The sequence below is a fragment of the Olivibacter sp. CPCC 100613 genome (assembly GCF_036959255.1).
Taxonomy (GTDB): domain Bacteria; phylum Bacteroidota; class Bacteroidia; order Sphingobacteriales; family Sphingobacteriaceae; genus Olivibacter.
This window is the reverse complement of sequence record NZ_JAWMTI010000014.1, coordinates 25,284-48,333: the sequence shown is the minus strand read 5'-3', so window position 1 is coordinate 48,333 and position 23,050 is coordinate 25,284. Positions and strand designations below refer to the sequence as shown.

Sequence of the window (23,050 nt, the reverse complement as noted above, 5' to 3'; positions counted from 1 at the left end):
TGAACAAGCTGGATACGTTTTTTACCATGCATTCGGGATTTAAAGTAGGGACATATGGGCAGGAGATCCATGAAATGCGCGAAATGGTACTGGCCAACATGGGGCAGTATGCGCATGGTAACCAACCTGTTCAACATGTGGCTTATGCGTATAATTACGCCGGGCAGCCTTGGAAAACCCAATACCGTGTCCGGAAAATCATGCAACAATTGTATAATGCTACCGAGAAGGGATTTCCGGGTGATGAAGATCAGGGACAGATGTCATCATGGTATGTAATCAGCGCCCTCGGCCTCTACAGCGTATGTCCTGGAACTACGCAGTATAATATTGGAAGCCCGGTTTTCCGCAAAGCAACGATTACCCTGGAGGATGGTAAGAAATTCACGATCAATGCAACGAACAACAGTCCGGCAAACGTATACATTGCNTACGCAGTATAATATTGGAAGCCCGGTTTTCCGCAAAGCAACGATTACCCTGGAGGATGGTAAGAAATTCACGATCAATGCAACGAACAACAGTCCGGCAAACGTATACATTGCGTCGGCCACGTTGAACGGAAAGCCTTTTGAAAAGAACTGGATAGATTATCGGGATATCATAAATGGGGGAGAGTTGAAACTGGTGATGAGTGATAAACCAAATCGGGAAAGGGCCGGGAGCGATCAAGACAGACCGTTTTCTTTAACCAAAATGAAACCTTAAGATGCGACTAATTTTTCAAGTAGTTGTGCTCATAGCTGCTTTTTTCTTGAACAAAAACAACATACTGGCGCAGGATGAGATAAGTTTAGATAGTAAATCGGGCGTCAAATGGTTTTTGAAACCTGTTGAAGGTGCGGGCGAGAACTTAGATTTAACAATGGGCAGCTTTAATCAAGATGACTGGATTCCGGCGATCGTTCCCGGAACGGCTTTCGTGTCTTATGTTGAAGCCGGTAAAGAAGCCGATCCAAACTTCGGCGATAATATCTACCAAATTGATAAAGGGAAATATGACAGAGATTTTTGGTATCGGACATCATTCAATACACCCAAGAATTTTGAAACGACAAAAAAACTTTGGTTGAATTTCGAGGGAATCAATAGAAAAGGTGATATCTATCTGAACGGAACCTTGTTAGGACAATTGGATGGTTTTATGGATGATGGTTTATTCGATATTTCTGCTATTGTCAATACAACCAAGCCGAATGTGCTACTTGTTAAAGTATACTGGCCCCATACGCCGATAGCGAATTATGCAATGCCTGCTTATATGGCCAGTGCCAGCTGGGATTGGATGCCCTACGTACCAGGTTTAAATATGGGAATTACCGATAATGTTTACCTCAAATTGACCGGTAAGGTTAGAATAGTTGATCCTTGGATCCGGACGGATATACCTGATTTATCAGATTTAAAAGAGGCCACGGTTTCCATCGATTTGGATTTGGTTAATGAAGCACCTGAACGTAAAAATGGAATGTTAAACGGTACGATTATGCCAGGAAATATCCAATTTTCCCATAAAGTGGAATTGGATTCTCAAGAGGTGAAACATATTCGTTTAGATGCTCATCAGATAAGCCAGTTAATCTTGGAAGATCCGAAGTTATGGTGGCCAAATGGTTATGGTGAGCCAAACTTATATCAATGTATATTGGAATTTGTAGACAACGAAGGCAGTAAGGAAATTCAACCGGTCACTTTCGGCATAAAAAAATATACCTATGATTATCCCGACGGGAAATTACAAATCAACATTAATGGTCGACCGATTTTCGTAAAGGGGGGTAACTGGGGAATGTCTGAATATCTTTTGCGTTGCCGTGATGATGAATATGATCTTAAGCTAAAGCTACACAAAGAAATGAATCTAAACATGGTTCGCAACTGGATCGGCTCAGTGACCGACAATGAGTTTTACGCGGCTTGTGATCGGTACGGTATTATGGTTTGGGATGATTTCTGGTTGAACTCGCATCCGAACCTGCCCCGTGATGTGTTTGCTTTTAATAAAAATGCTGTTAACAAAATTAAACGACTGCGCAATCATCCTTCAATTGCCATATGGTGTGGAGATAATGAAGGCACACCTTTGCCTCCCCTCAATAACTGGTTGGCTGAGAATGTGAAGGTATATGATGGTGGAGACCGGCTTTATCAAGCTAATTCACATGAAAATGGCTTAAGTGGTAGTGGCCCGTGGCGTAATTTTGATCCGCAATGGTATTTTACGAAGTATCCGGGAGGTTTCGGTGGTGAGAAAGGCTGGGGATTTCGTACGGAAATTGGTACAGCAGTATTTACAACATTTGAAAGTTTCAAAAAATTCATGCCGGCAGATAAGTGGTGGCCACGTAATGAACTATGGGATAAGCATTTCTTCGGACCGCGTGCCGGTAATGCCGGGCCTGATATTTACGAAAAAACTATTGCCAGCCATTACGGATTGCCCAAAGGGATTGAGGATTTTTGTAGGAAGGCGCAGCTTTTAAATATGGAAGTGAACAAGGCAATGTATGAGGGTTGGCTAGCGAATATGGGAAAAGGAGCAACGGGTATTATGACTTGGATGAGTCAATCGGCATATCCATCATTGGTGTGGCAAACGTATGATTATTATTATGACCTAAACGGCGCTTACTGGGGCGTTAAAAAAGCGTGTGAACCACTGCATGTGTTATGGAATCAAGCGAATAATGAAGTGGAAATCGTGAATACGAGTGGGCAATTTGTTGAAGATTTAGATGTCAGGTTTGATGTGTACAATATGGATGGTAAGGCGGTGAAGGATTTTTCAAGAAAACAAAATGCACAAACGAAGCCAGGTGAAGTCACCGGGGTATTTCATCTAAATTTTGATCTGGATAATTTAGCACTTGGAAAGTTAGTAACCGCTTCTTCGGTTGCCGATGAATCAAGGACGGAGGCATTAACGGACGGGAGTAGTGGTAGCAGGTGGACCAGCGCCTATAGTGACGACGAGTGGGTGTACGTGGATTTAGGAAAAGAAACCACCTTTCGGCAAATCGATCTGGTTTGGGAAGAAGCATATGCGGCTTCTTATCGGTTGCAGGTTTCTGACGACGCTAAAAGCTGGAAGACCTTACAAGAGGTGGGCGCCGGAAAGGGTGGAACAGAGTCGTTTAAATTCGTACCGACCCGTGCGCGGTATATACGCGTATTAGGGTTAAAAAGAGCAACCGAATACGGTTATTCCTTATACGAGCTTAATGTATATAATGACCGCCGAACACGTTTATCGCCCGTTCATTTTATCAAGTTATCTTTAGTAGATAAAAGCGGGAAGATAATAAGTGATAATTTATATTGGCGGGGCACGACTTCAGGTGATTACACCAGTTTGAATGATCTGAAAGCCGTAAAACTTAAGCACGCGTTTAGCATTAAGAAAGCGAAGGATAGGATAAGGGTAACAGGAACCGTTGTGAATCCAAAATCTGCTGGAACGGTGGCCTTTGCGGTGAAGGTACAGGCTGTTAAGGTTTCTACCGGAGAACGGATTTTACCCATGATAACGAATGATGACTATTTCAGCTTGATGCCTGGCGAAAAGAAAGATATAGAAATTGTCTTTGATAAAAAATTGTTGGGGGATGACCGCGTACAGGTATTAGTAGAATCTTATAATAATTATTAGATGTTGAAGAAGTTTTTGATTTTATATGTCGCTTTTTTTGTTGCTTTAGAAAGTACCTGGGGACGTGCAACATTGTGTACCCCATTACCATCTACGCTGATTGCCCCATCGAAAGCAGAAAAGCAGGATTCGGTTTTGTTTTTTCCGCCTGATTCGTTAATACAGCCTTCTGGTACTTCGGTGATTATTTTGGCAACTGCTGCTCATAAGGCACAACTAGATATTCTAATGGATTCGATTAGGCATTTTGGGGTTGCTGTAATGAAACCGTCTTACAAAGCGGAGTTTACTGAAGGGGATATTCACTCCTGTATGCAGGTTTTCGAAAGTCAATCTAGCAAGTATTCGCTATCGGATAAAAAAATTTGCTTGCTAACAATGGGAGCAGAAATTCAAATGAACAGTGACTTGTCTGGTTTAGGCGCTGATGGGCTAATTAATTTGGCATTGTGGCCTGCGGATCTGCCGAAAGGAAGCGCTATGATGACGATTGCCCAAGCTAAAAATAAGCAAGCAATTAAACGTTATCATCATTGGGTTAAGGAAGGCCGAGCGGTTGAATTACATTTACATGCCGCAGCGGTTACGCGAGGGGCTATTGTGCAGGAGATAAAGCATTGGCTGGCGGGTAATGGCTTATTAGTGCCGGTAAAAGAAGATAAAACAGATGCCTTAAAAAGAAAAGAGGCTTGGGATAACTGGTTGAAAATGCTTGACGATAGGTTGCGAAACGATTGGGCATGGTTAAATCGTTATGAGCAGGATAACAAGAATCTGATGCCCAAAGGAAAGCAGAAAAGAGTCGTTTTCATCGGCAATTCAATTACAGAAGGTTGGTTGGAAAAAGATCCTTCATTTTTTACCTCGTCCGGTTATATAAACCGAGGTATCGGTGGGCAAACAAGTCCGCAGTTGTTGGTTCGGTTTAGGCAGGACGTTGTTGATCTTAAACCTGATGTTGTTGTGATCCTGGCTGGAATTAATGATATCGCGGAAAATACCGGACCTACTAAAATTGAAAACGTAGCGGGTAATATCATGTCGATGACAGAAATTGCCAGGGCCAACAATATTCAAGTGATTATTTGCGCTGTTTTACCTGCATTGCGTTTTTCCTGGCATCCCGAGATAAATCCTGTACAGTCTATCCGTGAATTAAATCAGGTACTTAAAGCCTTTGCAAAAAAAGAGGGATACCCCTTTGTTGATTATTATCATGCAATGCTTGATGAAAGACAGGGCTTAAAGGATAAGTTAAGTGAAGATGGTGTTCATCCGAATTTGGCAGGATATAAAATTATGGAACCTTTGGTTGAGAAAGCCATTCAAAAACTCCTAACTAAAAAGAAATAACACAATAAAATTATTTAACTAAAAGAATGAAAAAGCTTTGTTTGATACTACTCGTAATCATTACCCTCAATGAAAATGCTTTTGCACAATTGAAAATGCCCGCTATTTTTAGTGATAATATGGTGTTGCAACAACGTACGGATGTTGCCTTTTGGGGCAATGCCAAACCAGGCGAGCAGGTCGAAGTAAAAGGAAGTTGGTCGGAAAAATCGATACGGGTTAAGGCCGACATGCAGGGGAAGTGGTTGTTGAAGTTGCCAACCCCTGGTGCCGGCGGACCGTTCACGGTTACGGTTGAGGCGGCTGAAACAAAAAAATTCAAGAATGTTTTAATTGGTGAAGTTTGGATATGTTCGGGGCAGTCAAATATGGAAATGCCCATGCAAGGTTGGCCTAATCAACCGGTTGACGGCTCGCTTGAAGCAATTAAAGGAGCAAATTACCCGTCTATCCGATTATTTACTGTAGAAAAGAAGGTTGCTTTCTCTCCCCAAACAGCACTTAAAGGGACTTGGCTAGTTTGCTCACCGAATAGCGTTGCCGCTTTTAGTGCAACCGCTTACTACTTTGGACGGCAATTGCATGAGCGTTTGAAGGTGCCTATAGGTTTGATTCACAGTAGTTGGGGTGGTACAATCGCAGAGGCTTGGACAGGTAAAGAGGCGTTGCAAACGATGGGAGATTTTGATAAAGAATTAAATCGGATCGACTCCATTAACCGATTTGCATCAGCGGTTTTATCACGTGATAGCCTCAATGAGGCAATATGGAGCAGGGCGCTGACTGATCGAAAGGATACTTATGCGAAGGATAATACCTATCTCAATTGGCCGTTAATGGAGGTACCCGCATTTTGGGAGAATAAAGGTTTGGCAGATTTTGATGGAATTGTTTGGTTTAAACGTTCTGTTGATATTCCGCAAGCATGGAAAGGAAAGCCACTGAAACTATCGCTTGGTCTCATAGATGATTTCGATTACACCTATTTTAATGGTGAACTGATTGACAGCACGGTTAAAGGTTTGACCTGGATCATGGATCGAGAATATACTATACCGGGTGAGTTGGTAAAAGAGGGAAGCAATACCATCACGGTGAAAATAATTGATAATGGCGGTAATGGGGGTATGTACGGTAAAAAGGAACAAATGATACTCTATCCCGCTGATGGTAAGAAAGCAGAAGGTATTCGACTTAGCGGGGATTGGCGTTATAAGGTTGCGGCAACTAAACCAAAGGTCATGATGGACGAGCAGCCAAATCAACCATCTGTTTTATACAACGGCATGCTTGCCCCATTGATACCGTACGCCATACGGGGTGCTATTTGGTATCAGGGAGAATCTAATGTCGGGAGAGCTAAGCAATACTTAACATTGTTTCCGCTAATGATCAATAACTGGAGAGAAGCTTGGGGTAGAGGAGACTTTCCATTCTATTTTGTTCAGATAGCGCCTTTTAAATATGCGGGAGACGCTATTGACGCTGCAGCGCTGCGAGACGCGCAACGTAGAACCTTGAAGAAGGTAGCAGGCACCGGGATGGCCATAACGCTCGATATCGGAAATCCACATAACATTCATCCGGCTAATAAAGAAGAAGTAGGAAAACGACTAGCCCTTTGGGCGTTAAACAAGACCTATCAAGAGAAAACTGTAATATATTCCGGACCGGTTTATAAGGGATTTAAAGTAAAAAAGCGGAAAGTGCTTGTTTATTTTGAAAATACGAGTGGTAAACTGGATTCCAAAAATAAGGCATTGACGAATTTTGAATTGTTGGATGGTGATGGCGAATGGAAACCTGCCGTAGGGGAAATTGAGGGAGACATCGTTGTGGTGGTAAGCGATCAAGTAGATGCACCGAAAGGAGTGCGATATGCTTATTATGATGCTGCTCAGGCCTCTCTATTTGGCAGCAATGGATTGCCAGCTTCATCATTCAGTTCCGAGCCTCTTGATTGACTTGTTTGCGTGTCTCGTTTAATTAGCCAATTAGCTAGTCGGTCAATTAGTCAACGACGTTGAATCGTAGGATAGGGAAGTAGTTGAGACGTTAAGTAGTATTGCCTCTAGAAGTGTGGCTACGAATAACAAATCACCGGTAACGAATAACCAGTGCAGCGACAGTAATATGGGTTAAAGCCTATTTGCATAGGTGAATTTTATGTGTATATTTGACACATAAACCGAAATTTCTGTGGACCTAAGAACAATTTGGAGATAAATGGGCTATGGCATCTAACAAAATAAGTAAAGATGTTTTGGAGGCTATTAGCTGTGGAGACCATAGTGCCTTTAGTCTGTTCTATAAGGCTTATCACCCGGTTGTTTTACGCGTAGTTAAGCGCTACATTAAAACAGAGGATCTGGTTGAAGATGTGGTGCAGGAAATTTTTGCGAAAATTTGGACAGATAGATCCAAACTTATCGACGTTTTATCGCTTGAATCCTACTTATTCATTGTCGTAAAAAACTATACACTCAACTATTTACACAAGATTGCAACGGACTTTACCCGACAGCAACAAATTTTAGCGCGTTTCGAATCGGGTATCAATAGTGTTGACCAACATGTTATTGATAAAGAATACCAAATAAAGCTTCAGGAAATACTCAATCGGTTGCCGGCACAAACAAAGCGGGTGTTTGAGCTCTGCAGGGTTGAAGGGAAAAGTTACGAAGAGTCTTCAAAAATGTTGGGTGTTTCCAAAAGTGCCGTAAAAAAGCATATGATTCGGTGCATAAATACCTTAAAAAAGTATTTACAGCATGATCTGCATTTACCCCTCGTGCTATTTTTACTCCTGAAGTCTATTCTATAGAAAATAAAAAGTGAAAAGAGGGGTGGCCTATTTTCATTTTTTTTTGTCTTTACTTCTATAAGCGATTATGGAAGACCTGGATTTTTATAAAACATTAATACATCGTTACCTCAGCGGAACTGCCAGTAGATCTGAAGCTGCACTTTTTTTTAGATTATTGGAATCCGGTGAGTTGGACTCCTTGATGGAAGATCAACTGAGGGACGACCTAAGCCGCGAACTTTCCACGATTCGTAAAAAAAACAGGGAAAGGATACGCCGGCAAATTGGCGTAGCAGCGAGTATACTGCTATGTGTTACTTCTTTGTGGCTTTTTCTACCTCATAACAAGGCCCCGAAAGCGGAATCTACAAATCCGGTATCCATTGCAAAAGACGTTGTATTAGGTCAGATCGATTCCGTTTTACTTTCGGATGGAACGCAGGTTTGGCTCAATGCCGGTTCGAAAATAGAATATCCCAAACAATTTGACGGCAGCGAGCGGAAAGTTAAAATAAGTGGGGAAGCATTTTTCGATGTGGCACACAATGCAAAGGTACCTTTTGTGATAGAAACGGAACAAAAGCGGGTCAAAGTCTATGGAACTTCCTTTAACGTGAAGTCATATAAAGATGAAAAATTCACGGTCGCGGTAAAAACCGGTAAGGTAGGCGTAAAAGACGTTAATGATGAGAAAGAGTGGCTATTAACGAAAAATGACCTGATTATTTACAGTGAAAAATCGAAAGCGCGTGTATTAAAGAATCAAAATCTGGAAACCGTATTGGCCTGGAAGCTAGGTGACATTGTTTTTGACGGCAATAGCCTCGCTGAAATCTTGCCGGCCATCCAAAGAAAGTACAATGTTAAAATTAAATTAAGTCATCCGGATATTGGAAAACTTCAAATGATCGGTCGCTATAAAAACACATCATTAAATACACTTTTGGAGGCCATGAAGTTTTCCTTAAATATTGGGTACGAGAAAAAAGGGGAGCATATTCTGCTATCGATGACTGATCGCTAACTAATACATTAACATTATAAACCTTATTAATATATGTAGATGCACATTAAATTTAATGGCCGCTATTTTAGAAATAACGACCATCCTGATTCGTCGCTGTTGCTTCTTTCCACAGGCACAACAGTGACGCTGTTCAACTTTTAATCAAACAATCTAATATAATGAAAAAAACTAATCAACGAAAACTCGTACTTATGTCGTTTGGGTTTGGATTGCCTTTATTTTTGATCTGTTTTTCGTTTTCTGTGTTAAAGGCGGAAATTGCTCTTTCTCAAACGGTAGCTTCCAAAAAGGTCTCTATAAACCTGAAAACCGATCATATTCAGGATGCTTTTCATATAATTGAAAAGCAAGTCAATGTCTCCTTTACCTATAAAAAGGATTTGCTTTCCGTACCGCTGCAAGTAGTTCTTAACGTCAAGGAAGCTCCCTTGAAAACTATCTTGGAAGAAATCAGTAGGCAAACTAAGCTTGATTTTAAAGAAATCGATGGAAATGTAATTGCCGTAAGATACCAACCAAATTCGCCCGGGGAAAAACAAAAGGCTACCCTTCAAAATATCGTTAAGGGGGCTGTCGTTTCGGCCGGCGATGGAAATCCGTTACCGGGTATCAGTGTGCATGTAAAGGGAACGAGCAGAAGCGCTGTGACAGACGAAAAGGGAAACTTTACCTTGTCTGATGTGTCGGGCGATGCGGTACTGGTTTTTACCTATATCGGTTATGAGCAGCAAGAGATACCGGTAAATAACAAGGGATTTATACACGTTAGATTAATCGAGTCTTCTACGGACTTGGACGAAGTGGTGGTAGTTGGTTATGGCACGCAGAGGAAGGTGAATTTAACCGGTTCCGTTTCGTCCGTTTCTGCGACCGACATCGAAGATCGGCCTATTACCCAGGCTTCTCAGGCATTGGCTGGTTTAGCAAGCGGGGTCTCGGTTTCTCAGAGCGCAGGACGTCCCGGAAATGATGCAGCTTCGATACGCATCAGAGGGCAGGGTACTTTTTCGGGCGCCGGGAACGATCCATTGGTACTGATTGATGGTCTGGCCGCTTCGATGAATGATATCGATCCCAATAACATAAAGAGTATTTCAGTATTAAAAGACGCTGCGTCAGCCTCCATATATGGTACTCGGGGTGCAAACGGGGTTATTCTGATCGAGACGAAACGGGGTACAAGTGGTCGCCTTCGCGTTTCGTACAATAATACGGTTGGCTGGCAAAAAGTGACAGAGCTCCCTGATTTTGTCGGCTCGGCCGAATATGCGGAACTTTTCAATGAAGCAAATCGCAACATGGGACAGGCCTTAAGCTATACATCTGAAGAGATTGATAAGTTCCGGTCGGGCGTTGATCCCGACAATTATCCGAACGTACCGCACCTGAAAAACCTGCTGTCATCGGGCTCGGGCTTTCAGATGAATCACAACGTTTCTTTTTCCGGTGGTTCGGATAAGAATTCGTATCTATTTTCTTTTGGTTACCTGGATCAAGATGGTGTTGTTGCTAAAAATAATTATCGTCGTTATAACTTCATGTTGAATTCGGATAGTAAAATATTGGATAATCTTACACTGAAGGTCAATATGACGGGTAATAGTGCACAAACTAATGAGCCAAGACAATTTGATGGTGAAATGATGAATATGATCGGTTTCGCTGTCAGACAGGGCCCCATTTATGCAGGCAGGAAGTCTGACGGTACCTTTGGTTACCAGGACAACTACAGCCCGGAAGCCTGGCTTTCGAGCGAATCTTTCGTGAACCGCGCAAATAAGTTTTTTTTAGGAGGAGCCGAACTTGCCTGGGAAATAGTACCCGGGCTTATCTGGAGTGGTAAAGCAGGATACAATTATAATAATTTTACGAACAATAGCTTTGCGTCTGATTTTATTTTTGATCAAAATAAGCGGGTTGGTCCGAATAATCTAACCGTTAATTCGGGCGATAACTCGTTATTAACACTTCAATCGTTACTGCAGTTTAATAAGACTTATGGGAAGCATGCAATCAATGCGTTAGCAGGTTATGCTGAAGAAAAATTCCGCTCCGATTGGACAACCGCTTTCCGTGACGATTTTCCGAGCAATCTATTACACGAGCTAAATGCAGGGTCATCTGCCAATATGCAATCGTCTGGCTCAGCGGCCGAATGGGCCCTGCGCTCATTTTTTGGTCGGGTAAACTATATATTGGCAGATCGTTATCTTTTTGAGGTGAATGCACGGTATGACGGGACTTCCCGTTTTCCCAGCGAGGGGCGTTGGGGCCTGTTTCCTTCTGTTTCTGCCGCTTGGCGGATCTCCGAAGAACCTTTTTTTAAGGATCATGTAAGTGGGGTCGATAATCTGAAATTGCGTGCATCGTGGGGTACCTTGGGAAATCAGAACATTGGTAATTATCCTTATCAGAATGTGCTGAGCTTGGGCAACAATTATCCGATCGGAGGTGTACTGGTCCCAGGTGCGCGTTTAACCACCTTGGCAAATAGCGATATTACATGGGAGACAACAGAGGTGAGAGGAGTCGGTCTCGATTTCTCGCTTATGCAAGGAAAACTCGCCTTCGTAATTGACTATTTTGATAAGCGTACACGCGATATTCTATATAATTTAACGGTTTCAAGCGTGCTGGGATTGACACCATCTGAGGTAAACGCCGCTTCTGTACGAAACAACGGATTTGAATTCCTGATAGATTATCGTACCTCTATCGGGAAGTTGAATATCGGCTTTAGTCCGAATTTTACCTATACGAAAAACCGAGTAACAAAATTGGCAGATGGTCTAACGCAGGATATTGCAAAGAATTTGTTTGTGGGGCAACCGTTGGGAGCTATTTATGGTTATGTAGCCGACGGACTTTTTATAGACGAAAACGATATTGCAACCTATCCCACACAACCCTATGCGGCCCAGCCCGGTTTTGTTCGATACGCCGATATAAGCGGCCCCAATGGCATACCCGATGGAGTAGTGGATCCTACATATGACCGAACGATTATCGGCAATACCGTACCCAAGTTTAGCTATGGTGCTACCCTTCGGTTTGATTACCAAGGTGTGGATCTGTCTGTTCTATTTCAGGGATTGGCTGGTTTTGATCGCCAGATGGGTTCTTACCAAGCGTTCGCATTTTATAACGGCGGACAGATTCAGCGGTGGCAGGCGGAAAATAGATGGACGGCAGAGAATCCTGATCGAAATGCAGAATATATTAAATTGAGTAGCCTAAATATGGGTTCCGGAACGATTATGCCTTCCACATTCTGGAATCGGAATGCAAGTTTTCTTCGCCTGAAGAACATTCAGCTGGGGTATTCTTTCCCGGAGAAAATCACTAGAAAAATGCGATTGGATAGACTACGTATTTTCTTCAGCGGACAGAATTTATTTTCCCTCAGCAGCTTTTATCAGGGCTGGGATCCGGAGATGGGACAAGACACGGGCGATAACACACCTTTTTATCCGATAACCAGCGTATATACTTTTGGATTGAATGTTAATTTTTAACAATTGATAATGAATAACATGAAGATAATAATGAAATTCACATATTTTGGTCAAAAGGGGTTATGCTACCTGTTTTTGGCCACATGCGCATTTCTTGGAGCATGCAGCAAGGATTTTTTCGACAAGCAACCCCTGGATGCTGCCTCGGATGCTACTTTCTGGAAAACAGAAAAAGATGCCCAACTGGCATTGGTGGGTTGTTATAGCACGGGAGCTGGATGGAAGGGCGAAGACTTTTGGACACCAAGGAGCCTCCTGTACCTCGATCTGATGGCGGGTAACGGATCGGAAAAGGAGCTGATTCCGGATAGAGTAACGGATGGTACGTTAAACTCGGCTTATTGGGTAACCGAAGGCTATTGGAAAAATTCGTATCAAAAGCTGGCAGCCTGCAACAACTTTCTGGATCATATCGGCGAAGTGCAAATGGATGAAAGCCTGAAAACTTCCATGATAGGTGAAGTCAAAACCTTAAGGGCTTATGAATATTTCAATCTGGCGCTTTATTTCGGAGGTGTACCCTTGGTTACCAAGGTATTGAGCATCGAGGAAGCAAACAACGTTATCCGGGCATCGCGTGATGAAGTTTGGGATTTTGCAGAAGCAGAGCTGATTGAAAGTGCGGCAGTTCTGCCGGCAAGCAGACCTGCAAGTGAACAGGGGCGGATTACAGCAGGTGCAGCACTGGCCATCTTGGGCCGTTTGCAAATGGCACGTCAAAAATGGGTGGAAGCTGCAGAGAGCTATAAAAAGATCATCGCGTTTGATGTATATCATATTTACGCTGACTTTACCAAGTTGTATTCGGCCAGTAACGTGGCCTCCGATGAATTTGTGCTCACTTCACAATATCAGGAAGATGTATATGGACATGTTTTGCCTCAATACCTTTATCCGGAAACTTGGGGAGGATGGCATCAGTTTTCTCCCTACAATGAATTGGTGAAGGCATTTGAATGCACAGACGGAAAACCGGTTGGCGAATCTAGCCTATACAATCCATCTGATCCTTACGAAAACAGGGATCCACGCCTCGATTATACGGTTTTGATTTCCGATAGGAGTGTATTTAAAGGGCAGACCTATATTGCGCGCCCTGGTACAACCTCACCGGATAGATTTAATCGATATAATTGGAGCGGTTACTGCATACGGAAATTCATGGACGAAAGTTTCGACGGAAACCTGATGAATTTTGGGGGCAACTGGGCGATTATCCGTTATTCAGAGGTTTTATTGAGTTTCCTTGAATCTAAGCTGGAAGCTGGCGACCCTATTGACCAACCGCTTTTGGATGCGACGATCAACTTGGTGAGGGGAAGGCAGAATGTTGCCATGCCTAAGATTACCTTCACGGGGATAGATTCCCTGCGGTCGGTGATCAGGCGGGAACGTCGGGTTGAATTTGCATTTGAAGGCTTACGGTATTTTGATGTGCTGCGATGGGGTATTGCCGCACAAGAACTCAATAGGCAGTTCACGGGAATGAAATTAACCGATAATCCTGCTGAATATAAGGATTTTCCTGTGGATGATGAAGGTTATCTGATCTATCAGCGGCGCAATTTCAAGGCGGGTGTGAATGAGTTATGGCCCATTCCTTTGTCTGAACTCCAGATCAACGGAAATCTTACGCAAAACGCAGGTTACTGATTTATCTTGTACGCCACTTTATGCTAGTACAAACACATTAAGAAAAAAAATGAAAAGAAGAACTGTAATAAAAACCCTGGGAATGGCTATCCCTTCGCTTTGGTTGAGTAAATCTATCGCCGGGTCAAACTTGAATACCTTGCATAGCCATGCGCCGATAGCGAAAGTCGATTTTAAACCGGAATGGCAGTCATTGGAACAGTATGAGGTTCCAGATTGGTTCCGTGAGGCAAAGTTTGGTATTTGGGCACATTGGGGGCCCCAGTGCCAACCTGAACGAGGTGACTGGTACGCGCGAGGGATGTATCAGGAGGGAAGTGATCAATATAAATACCACGTGCAAAAGTACGGTCATCCTTCGAAATTCGGATTCAAAGATGTAATCAATGAATGGAAAGCAGACAAATGGGATCCCGAAATGTTGTTGGATCTTTACAAGCGTGCAGGAGCTCAGTATTTTGTGGCTTTAGCCAACCACCACGACAATATGGATCTCTACGACAGCAGTCACCAACCATGGAATGTTACAAAGATGGGACCCAAAAGAGATTTAATGGCAGGCTGGGCGAAGGCCGCCAAAAAGCGCGGTTTACGTTTTGGTGTGAGTGTTCACGCTGCACATGCATGGACTTGGTATGAAACAGCGCAACGTGCAGACAAAAAAGGGCCGCTGAAAGATATACCTTATGACGGAAATATCACCAAAGCTGATGGACATAATAAATGGTGGGATGGATTTGACCCACAGGAGCTCTATGCACAAAACCATCCATTAAGCGAAAATAGCAGAGATGATGGAATGATTCACCGTCAATGGAATTGGGGTAACGGCGTAAACGTACCTACCAAAAACTATTGCAATAATTTCCACGATCGGACGATCGAACTTATTGATAAGTACGAGCCCGACTTGATTTATTTCGATGATACGGCATTACCATTATGGCCGATAGATGATGCCGGTTTAAGGATTGCAGCCCATTATTACAATGTCAGTCAGCAAAAGCACAATGGTAAATTGGAGGCGGTAATTAATGGGAAAATTCTCGACGAGCAACAACGAAAATGCATGGTTTGGGATATTGAGAGAGGGCAAAGTAATCAGATAGAGAAGGAGCCATGGCAAACCTGCACCTGCATAGGTGCCTGGCACTATGATCGGCGCATCTATGAAAATAAAAGTTATAAAAGTGCCAAAACGGTTATCCATATGCTAGCTGATGTGGTAAGTAAAAATGGGAACCTTCTTTTGAGCGTGCCGCTCAGAGGAGATGGTTCCATTGATTCGGAAGCCCTCAAAACGGTCGAAGGAATTGCCTCCTGGATGAGCATAAACAGCGAAAGCATAATTGGTACAAGGCCTTGGACTGTTTTTGGAGAGGGGCCCGCTATGGAAAATGCTGCGCCTTTGTCGGCACAGGGGTTCAACGAAGGTAAAAATAAGCCCTTTACGGCTGAAGACGTGAGATTCACTATCAAAGGGAATGTATTGTACGCCATTGTAATGGGCTGGCCTGAAACAGGGAGTTGCTTAATCAAAAGTTTAAGTACTGAGAACTATCGCGCTAGTAATGTACAGCTTTTGGGTGCCAAGAGTAAGGCTAGGTTTAAGCAAACAACAACTGGTCTGGAAGTTACGTTTTCAGATACGGTGGATAAAAAGCAACCGGCTTATGTTTTTAAAATCACGTGAAAGTATAAATGACTGTCCCGAACATCAGACGCCCGTTATGCGAGGCGTCTGGTACTTGAGTAGGAAAGTAGTTGAGTAGGGAAGCGGTAATAAAATTTAATTGAGAAAAAATAATCCTGTTTTTTCTCAATTAAACGATTGCCTAAATTCGATTGGTGATAAATCCGTTTTGGATTTAAACAGTTTGCTGAATGATTGTGAATGTTCGAAACCAAGTGCATAAGCAATTTCAGAAACCGATAAATCGGTAGTCGAAAGCTTTTCTTTCGCTTTTTCGATCAGTTTATTGTGAATATGCTGTTGGGTACTCTGCCCGGTAAGCATTTTGAGCAGCGTACTTAAATATCGTTGGGAAACATGCAGTTGATCGGCAACATCCTGAACCGTTGGTAAGCCGGTCGAAATTAAATTCCCCTGATCAAAATAATGATTTAAAAGCTCTTCCAGGCGATGCAGAACCTGATGATTGTTTTTTTCTCTTGTGATGAATTGGCGGTGGTAAAACCTTTCGGAATAGGACAGCAAGGTTTCAATTTGCGAAATAATGATCTGTTTGCTGAACTTGTCTATATTTGCATGATATTCCTGACGGATATTCTCGATAATTCCGTTCAGGGTTGCTTCTTCTTTTTCCGATAAAAATAACGCTTCGTTAATGGCATAATCAAAATATTCATATTGCTTAATGGTTTTTGCGAGTGGGGTATCCCATAAAAAATCGGGATGAACAAGCAACATCCAACCCGAACGGACTTGGGTAGAACGCGGTCCGTGTTCGATTTTAAAAACCTGATTCGGCGCAACAAAGCCCATAACCCCTTCGTCAAAATCGTATGCCTGTTGTCCGTATTTCATCTTGAAATCGATACCTCTTTTTAGTGATAGTTGATAAAAGTCAAACACCCAGCTTTTATCGCTGATATCGGCAGTACGTGGAATGGTGCCAAAATCGACAATACTGATGAGCGGATGCTGGGGCTGTGCTAAACCGCGCGACTTGTGAAATTCACTGATAGTCTTTAATCGGATGGGGGACTTGTTTTCCATTTTCGATTTGGATTTTTTAAGATCGTTCGTCATTGCCTGAAACGCAGCAATGACGAACGATGTTTTAAAATTTAGAAATAATTTTCCTGCATATCTTCCAGTAAACCGATATGTGTGGGTTTCCAATCCAATTGTTCTTGCGTTTTGGCTCCGATAGCAGCACCTTCAAAGGTAATGAAACGGCTCATCCAGTCAAAATGCGTTGCAATAGCCTCTCCTGAAACGGATCGAACCGGTAGATCCAATTGTTTACCGATCAGCTCAGCAATTGTTTTGGTTGCAACGGCCTGATCGCCCACCACATTGTATATGCCTCCTTTTGCCGCTTTTTCTACCGCCAGGCGGAACGCTTTGGCAGCATCTAAACGATGTACTGCAGACCAATGGTTTTTCCCTTCTTCGGGATAGGCAGAGACACCATGCTTGCGTGCCTGCCCAATAATAAAGGGAATAAAGCCTTTATCTCCTTTATCATGAACAGACGGAGGTAAACGAACTGAAGAAGCATGAATTCCTTCTTCTACTAATGCCAAGGCCGTAGTTTCTGATGTTCGGGGAGAATTTTCAGCCGAACTTTCTTCCGTAATAAAGCCGTTGGTGGTGGATAAACCCAGCATACCGGAAGTGACCACCAGAGGTTTATGGGTACCTGCCAAGGCAGTTCCCATGGTATTGATGGCGATTTTATCCACTTCACCTGCCTTTAAGTATTGTGTAAAATCGTGGATAAAAGCCGTGTGAATAACACCGTCTGCCTGCGAAGCGCCTTGTCTCAAAATATCCAAGTCTTCGAGCGTTCCCAATAAAACTGTTGCGCCTGCGTCACGGATAATTTTTGCCGATGCTTCCGAACGTGCCAAGCCAATAACCTGATGTCCTGCGAGGATCAATTCGTTGACTATTGCAGAACCGATGAAGCCTGATGCTCCTGTTACAAATATGTTCATCTTTTAACTGTTTTGTTGATACAAAGTTCTTGTATGAACAAAAAACATATGTAGCCGAAAGTCAGATTGCTGTAGCCGAATCGGTTGTTAGCTATTGGTTCGTCTCAACTACTCAACTTATTAACTAATTCTGATGATGAGTTGTTGGTCATTAAAAGTGAAAGAAAAATTTGCACAACCATTCGGTTGTATATATATTTGCACAACCAAATGGTTGTATAATGATAGAAAGAAGAGACGTTTTTCAAGCGATTGCTGACCCGACGAGAAGAATGATCATTCAGAAGTTATCGGGAGGGGCTTTAAATATTGGTCAAATTGTAGCGGATTCGGGAATTACCCGGCAGGGGATTGCCAAACACCTTAAAGTACTAAGTGAATGCGGTATGGTATCGCTTACGCAGAAAGGTCGAGAACAATTTTGTGAAGCGCGGTTGGATCAATTGGATGAAGTAGTTGATTGGGTGAATGCTTCACGTAAGCGATGGAATCAACGCTTTGAGAAATTGGATAAATTTTTAACGGATACAAAAAATAAGAATCATGAAATCTAAAGAAAAAGAACTGTTCATAAGCCACCTATTTGAAGCACCCATTGATCGAGTTTTCAAGGCATGGACTGACCCGGAAAAGCTGAAGTATTGGTACGCACCGGATGGATGTACCATCGAATACAAATCGATCGAAGTGAAAGAGGGCGGACGATTTCATTACACTATTCATCATCCATTGCATGGAAGCGCGTGGGTTGCCGGGGTTTATTTGGAAATACAGCCTCCTGAAAAGCTTGTTTTTACTATACATCTTTCAGATGAGAAAGGGAATGCGGTGGCTCCGTCAGCAGAATGGCCGGGCGAAATCCTGACTACCGTGACCTTCGAATCTATAGGTAATAAAACAAAAGCGACTATCCACGAGGCAGTTTCGGAAGAGGAAGCCAAGAAAACAGGTGCCTATCAGGGCTGGATTGAAATGTTTAACAAACTAAACCGGTTATTAGTTATTGGTGATTAGTTGTTGGTTGTTAGTTATTGGTTGTTAGTTATTGGTATCTGTAATACCAGTCCTAGAAGTACAAATCAACTACTTAACTAATTCCCTACTTAACCTCAACTACTCAACGATCCGGTCGTTGATATTCCGGTTCTACGTAACCGCCGGGAACATAACGGGCTTTATCATTAGTATGCCAAGCATATACGCCTTGTATCATAATTCCGATGGTGAGTACATAATCATAGGTAAGTGCCTGCCAGGGCCCGAAATTAGGTAGGTGCTCGTGCAATAGAGTAAATTCGTTCAGCAGCTTGTCATGAAAATCCAGTGCCATTTTATAGGCTTCTTCCCATGATACATCATTTTCATGGTGTATCACTTTTACGATGTTAATGACATCTCCTTTCCGGTTCAGTTCCTTCGGCAGCGAAATAAGATCATTATGTACTCCGATCATCAGGGCCGCTAAGGTATGTAAACGCAAAATATGGGGATGTTCCAATACGGCATCCGGTAGCGTTCGGAAGTCTTTTTGCATCGCTACGTATTTGCAAAAAGGCAAACCTCCGCTAGTATCTTCGCGAAGTACTAAGTAAACCGGAAATGGGGGGATGGTATCGGCGGACATATAGCGCTTTTCATCCTGATAACCTATTAACAAGTTATGGATGCTGGCTATAAATTTGTCATATAAGCGTGGTGGCATGCCACATTTAATAGCCCGCTGCCTGATTAAATAAAATTGACGAAATATCCCGAAATCAGTCGGTTCTTCATTTTCTTGTCCATTGAGTAAGGCCATACTCCGCGCTCGGATGGCATACATCTCCTCGTAATTGCAATGGTCGAAATAATCATCCATCATTGCGCCATTAGCTGCGAAACTTGCTATGGGAAATAATTCGTCCAATGTTTTCAACAAGGGCAGACCGCGAGCCGCTATGTCGGTGAGTACGTGTTTTTTGTGGGTTTCCCGTGCTTTTTCAGAGTGAAAATTATAATCCGTATCAATCCAATGGTAATAGAGCTCGCGCATCTCTTCTGCAAAAGGAGAGATCAGATTAGGGAAAGGGTATACGGGACGTTGCATGTTCTGAAACAGCGCATAGAATTCTTGGTCTTTTGTCATGATATCAATTGCATGAAGAAAAAGCACGTTTATATTGTCGGAAATAAATATAATTAGCTGTTTATCAAAAAGATCAATTCATTCTGTTCATTTTGTTGATCATATGCATCAAGTACAACTAGCAACTAACGATTAGGCAAGTGCGGTCGATGTATTGATCGCTTTCCGCAGCTTGTCGATATGGGTGTTGCCCCATTTCCCCATCATCGCAACAATAGGCATTAGCGAGTTTCCTAAGTCTGTAAGGTAGTATTCAACATGTTTTACGGATTCATCAAATATGGTTTTGGCAATAATACCATGTTTGAAGAGCTCTGCCAATTGTGCATCGAGCACTCTTCGGGTAGCTTGCGGAATATGGCGTTCCAATTCGCTGGGGCGGTTAATTCCTTCTGCTATATAAAGTAAAATCCTGATTTTCCACTTACCGTGAAGAACCCTTCGTGTGTACTCATGTCCGCAATCCAGTATAGGGATTTTTCGTTCGTAATTTGCCATTGTACAAAATTAAAAAATATTGTACTGTGGTTAGGTACTGATAAATTTATCGGTTATTGCACAGCTTTTTTGAGCTGAATAACTTTGCCTTTGGATCATTAAAATTTGAAAATGGGAGATCATAAAATGAAGAGCTGGCAACTAGATGGTATTGGACGAGCACAATTGGTATGGAGAGAAGCGACAATTCCGCAGCCCAAAAGCGGTGAAGTTTTGGTGAAGGTATCAGCCGTGTCTCTTAATTATCGTGATAAGATGGTCATTGAAACCGGGCGTGGATTACCGATTCAATTTCCATTCACCCCGGGTTCTGACCTTGCAGGTACGGTTGTTGGTCTTGGTAAGGATGCTACCCGATTCGGAATTGGCGATCGGGTTATCGCTGCATTTACGCCGGATTGGGTTGATGGTGCCCGCCCGGGAGATGCTCAAACACCTGCTTATCGGACATTGGGTGGTTTTTATCCCGGAGTTTTGGCGCAATATGTGGTGTTTTCTGAAGATTGGTTTGTGCATGCTCCTGAATCACTGCGTGATGTGGAGGCCTGCACGCTACCCTGTTCCGGACTGACGGCTTGGTTCGCTTTGGTGGAGCGCGGGGAAATACGTCCGGGTAAAACCGTATTGATCGAAGGGACGGGAGGGGTTGCGTTGTTTGGTGTTCAAATTGCCAAAATGTGCGGAGCGGAAGTGATTGTTTCCGGAACGGCTGATAAACTTGAGCGCGCACGAATGGTGGGTGCGGACCACGTGATTAATAGGCAGGTGGAAGATTTGGCGGAGGGAGTACATCGCATTACGCAAAACCGTGGGGCGGATCACATCCTTGAACTGGTGGGAGGCGCGCATCTGGGAAAAGCGGCAGCTGCAGTGGCAGTTGGCGGAACGATCTCCCTGATTGGTGCGTTGGAGGGCTTTGAGATTTCGTCGCCGATCATGCCGCTCTTGTTTAAGGATGTGAAAATTCAGGGAATTGGTACCGGGCATCGTCGAGCTTTGGAAAGGTTGGTCCGCGCAATCGATCAGCATAAAATAAAACCGATCATCGACACATGCTATTCGATTACTGATTTGCCTCTGGCACTTGATCATTTGGACCGCGGACCTTTTGGTAAAATTGTGATGGAGGTATAGGTGAGTGGTTGAGTGGTTGAGTAGTTAAATAGTTGAGTCGTTCATTTGTACTTCTAGTACTGGTATTACGGATACTAACAACTAATAACCAGTAACTAACAGTTAATAACTAACAAATTATTGCAGGTTTAAAATATTTATCGTAATATTGCAATAAATAAGAACAGATCATGGGTGTTACCAGGACAGAAATATTTACGGAAGAACAGAACAGATTAGCGGTATTGCTGAAGGCAGTGGCGCATCCCGCCCGTATTGCTATTCTGCAATACATCATGGCTTCTAAGACCTGTATCAACGGGGATCTGGTGGAAGAGCTTGGTTTGGCGCAGGCCACCATTTCTCAGCATTTAAAGGAACTGAAAACGGCAGGACTGATACAAGGTACTATTGAAGGAGTAAGTGTATGTTATTGTATCCACCCGGAAAATTGGAAACTGTTTAAAGAAACGGTAGGTACCTTTTTTGAGGGATACGTTCCGAATACGGAGTGCTGCTAAAAAATTTTGGATTAATATATCGTTAAATTGCAATATTATGAGTAAGAATAATTTGATGCGCTGGGGTGATTTTAAAGCCCAATTGACAAAAAATGCAGAAGCAACTTTACAGTTTCAATATGCTGAAGAAAAGCGGGTAGATGCTTCTTATCATATCACAGAGATCAAACAGGCTCCTATTACTTCTGTGGATTGTGGTGGCGTGATGAATGCGTGGACGGAGATCATTGTGCAACTTTGGGAACCGGCTACGGGCGATTCGGGAAGAGCGATGAAGGTGGGTAAAGCGCTATCGATTATTGAGTTGGTGGAAAAATCGCTTCCTTTAAATCCTTCGGGTATTGTTAAGATTGAATTCGGCAATTCGGAATTTGATACCCGGCAGATGTTTCCGGCGGATTTGACCTTGCATGGTGAAGATCTGCTGGTCAATCTTATTCCTGATGCGACACAATGTAAAGCAATCGGACGTGGTGGTAGTTGTGGTACGAATGATCAAGGTGAAGAATGCTGTGCACCGATTCAGGAAGAAGAAAGCAAGAGCGAGATGGTCAATTTAGTGGCCGTTCAAGGCTGTACACCAGGTTCGGGATGTTGCTAAAATAGACCCATGGAACTCAATATAATGAATGAAACAGACTGGCCCGCAGTAGAATCTATTTATCTACAAGGAATAGCTACAGGCCATGCTACCTTTCAAACGGAAGCACCGAGTTGGGAGGATTGGAACCGATCACACCTTGGACATTCCCGTTTTTTAGCAAGTATTGACGGCCATATAGCAGGCTGGGCAGCGCTTTCACCCGTTTCAAGTCGTTGTGTCTATGCGGGTGTAGCGGAAGTAAGTATATACATAGAGGAAAGATACCGTGGAAAAGGTGTGGGTGATTTCTTGATGAGTGCACTCATCGCAAGTAGCGAAAAACAGGGGCTGTGGACCCTTCAGTCCGGTATATTTCCGGAGAATGAAGCGAGTATTCGTTTACACAAAAAGCATGGCTTTCGAAAACTCGGTTATCGGGAAAAGATCGGTAAGCACGGAAGTATCTGGCGCGATACGATATTGATGGAACGGCGGAGCAAAGTGGTAGGAATTGATTAAT

Annotated in this window: 20 protein-coding genes; 16 read left to right on the top strand and 4 right to left on the bottom strand. The window is 43.0% G+C overall.

What is annotated here, in order from left to right; translation table 11 throughout:
* Positions 1–26: 26 nt before the first annotated feature.
* The 10 genes from RYH73_RS25615 (at position 27) to RYH73_RS25570 (ending at position 15,696) form a co-directional block, all read left to right on the top strand.
* Positions 27–443, top strand: coding sequence for a glycoside hydrolase domain-containing protein (locus tag RYH73_RS25615; RefSeq protein WP_442946148.1), 417 nt, complete (start codon positions 27–29; stop codon positions 441–443).
* Complete coding sequence (locus tag RYH73_RS25610; RefSeq protein WP_442946146.1) at positions 373–708, top strand: glycoside hydrolase domain-containing protein; 336 nt, start codon at positions 373–375, stop codon at positions 706–708. The genes RYH73_RS25615 and RYH73_RS25610 overlap by 71 nt, the downstream gene beginning before the upstream one ends.
* Before the next feature lies 1 nt (position 709).
* Positions 710–3,649, top strand: a complete 2,940-nt coding sequence (locus tag RYH73_RS25605) for a discoidin domain-containing protein (protein ID WP_335316278.1) — start codon at positions 710–712, stop codon at positions 3,647–3,649.
* Positions 3,650–5,002 (top strand): SGNH/GDSL hydrolase family protein, encoded by a 1,353-nt coding sequence (locus tag RYH73_RS25600; RefSeq protein WP_335316277.1) that lies wholly within the window; start codon positions 3,650–3,652, stop codon positions 5,000–5,002.
* Positions 5,003–5,028: 26 nt separating this feature from the next.
* Entirely contained in the window at positions 5,029–6,966 is a 1,938-nt protein-coding gene (locus tag RYH73_RS25595) for a sialate O-acetylesterase (RefSeq protein ID WP_335316276.1), read from the top strand.
* A gap of 269 nt (positions 6,967–7,235) precedes the next feature.
* Complete coding sequence (locus RYH73_RS25590) at positions 7,236–7,826, top strand: RNA polymerase sigma factor (protein ID WP_335316275.1); 591 nt, start codon at positions 7,236–7,238, stop codon at positions 7,824–7,826.
* Between the two features lie 67 nt (positions 7,827–7,893).
* Positions 7,894–8,832 carry a FecR family protein gene (locus tag RYH73_RS25585; protein ID WP_335316274.1) on the top strand — a complete coding sequence of 313 codons (939 nt, stop codon included), beginning with the start codon at positions 7,894–7,896 and terminating at the stop codon, positions 8,830–8,832.
* Positions 8,833–8,993: 161 nt separating this feature from the next.
* Positions 8,994–12,350, top strand: a complete 3,357-nt coding sequence (locus tag RYH73_RS25580; RefSeq protein ID WP_335316273.1) for a SusC/RagA family TonB-linked outer membrane protein — start codon at positions 8,994–8,996, stop codon at positions 12,348–12,350.
* Positions 12,351–12,380: 30 nt separating this feature from the next.
* The gene (locus RYH73_RS25575) at positions 12,381–14,003 is read left to right on the top strand and encodes a RagB/SusD family nutrient uptake outer membrane protein (protein WP_335316272.1); all 1,623 of its coding nucleotides are present in this window, start codon (positions 12,381–12,383) and stop codon (positions 14,001–14,003) included.
* 49 nt (positions 14,004–14,052) lie between these two features.
* A complete protein-coding gene (locus tag RYH73_RS25570; protein ID WP_335316271.1) occupies positions 14,053–15,696 on the top strand; it encodes an alpha-L-fucosidase in 1,644 nt (547 codons plus the stop codon).
* Between the two features lie 126 nt (positions 15,697–15,822).
* Here RYH73_RS25570 and RYH73_RS25565 read toward each other — a convergent pair whose 3' ends face one another.
* Together RYH73_RS25565 and RYH73_RS25560 are read right to left on the bottom strand one after the other, a co-directional pair.
* The gene (locus RYH73_RS25565; RefSeq protein WP_335316270.1) at positions 15,823–16,743 is read right to left on the bottom strand and encodes a helix-turn-helix domain-containing protein; all 921 of its coding nucleotides are present in this window, start codon (positions 16,741–16,743) and stop codon (positions 15,823–15,825) included.
* 71 nt (positions 16,744–16,814) lie between these two features.
* Positions 16,815–17,690 (bottom strand): SDR family oxidoreductase, encoded by an 876-nt coding sequence (locus RYH73_RS25560; RefSeq protein ID WP_335316269.1) that lies wholly within the window; start codon positions 17,688–17,690, stop codon positions 16,815–16,817.
* 221 nt (positions 17,691–17,911) lie between these two features.
* On the opposite strand from RYH73_RS25560, the gene RYH73_RS25555 reads away from it, so the two are divergent.
* Together RYH73_RS25555 and RYH73_RS25550 are read left to right on the top strand one after the other, a co-directional pair.
* Positions 17,912–18,244 carry an ArsR/SmtB family transcription factor gene (locus RYH73_RS25555; RefSeq protein WP_335316268.1) on the top strand — a complete coding sequence of 111 codons (333 nt, stop codon included), beginning with the start codon at positions 17,912–17,914 and terminating at the stop codon, positions 18,242–18,244.
* Positions 18,234–18,704 (top strand): SRPBCC family protein, encoded by a 471-nt coding sequence (locus tag RYH73_RS25550; protein ID WP_335316267.1) that lies wholly within the window; start codon positions 18,234–18,236, stop codon positions 18,702–18,704. The genes RYH73_RS25555 and RYH73_RS25550 overlap by 11 nt, the downstream gene beginning before the upstream one ends.
* Positions 18,705–18,807: 103 nt before the next feature.
* On the opposite strand, the gene RYH73_RS25545 is transcribed toward RYH73_RS25550, so the two are convergent.
* Together RYH73_RS25545 and RYH73_RS25540 are read right to left on the bottom strand one after the other, a co-directional pair.
* Positions 18,808–19,815, bottom strand: coding sequence for a terpene synthase family protein (locus RYH73_RS25545; RefSeq protein WP_335316266.1), 1,008 nt, complete (start codon positions 19,813–19,815; stop codon positions 18,808–18,810).
* Positions 19,816–19,947: 132 nt separating this feature from the next.
* Complete coding sequence (locus tag RYH73_RS25540; protein ID WP_335316265.1) at positions 19,948–20,313, bottom strand: winged helix-turn-helix transcriptional regulator; 366 nt, start codon at positions 20,311–20,313, stop codon at positions 19,948–19,950.
* Between the two features lie 111 nt (positions 20,314–20,424).
* On the opposite strand from RYH73_RS25540, the gene RYH73_RS25535 reads away from it, so the two are divergent.
* The 4 genes from RYH73_RS25535 (at position 20,425) to RYH73_RS25520 (ending at position 23,049) form a co-directional block, all read left to right on the top strand.
* On the top strand, positions 20,425–21,447 hold the full coding sequence (locus RYH73_RS25535) for a zinc-dependent alcohol dehydrogenase family protein (RefSeq protein ID WP_335316264.1): 1,023 nt from the start codon (positions 20,425–20,427) through the stop codon (positions 21,445–21,447).
* A gap of 170 nt (positions 21,448–21,617) precedes the next feature.
* Positions 21,618–21,947, top strand: a complete 330-nt coding sequence (locus tag RYH73_RS25530) for an ArsR/SmtB family transcription factor (RefSeq protein ID WP_335316263.1) — start codon at positions 21,618–21,620, stop codon at positions 21,945–21,947.
* 37 nt (positions 21,948–21,984) lie between these two features.
* Complete coding sequence (locus RYH73_RS25525) at positions 21,985–22,548, top strand: DUF6428 family protein (protein ID WP_335316262.1); 564 nt, start codon at positions 21,985–21,987, stop codon at positions 22,546–22,548.
* A 9-nt stretch (positions 22,549–22,557) separates the two neighbouring features.
* Positions 22,558–23,049, top strand: coding sequence for a GNAT family N-acetyltransferase (locus tag RYH73_RS25520; RefSeq protein WP_335316261.1), 492 nt, complete (start codon positions 22,558–22,560; stop codon positions 23,047–23,049).
* The last annotated feature ends 1 nt before the right edge of the window (position 23,050 follow it).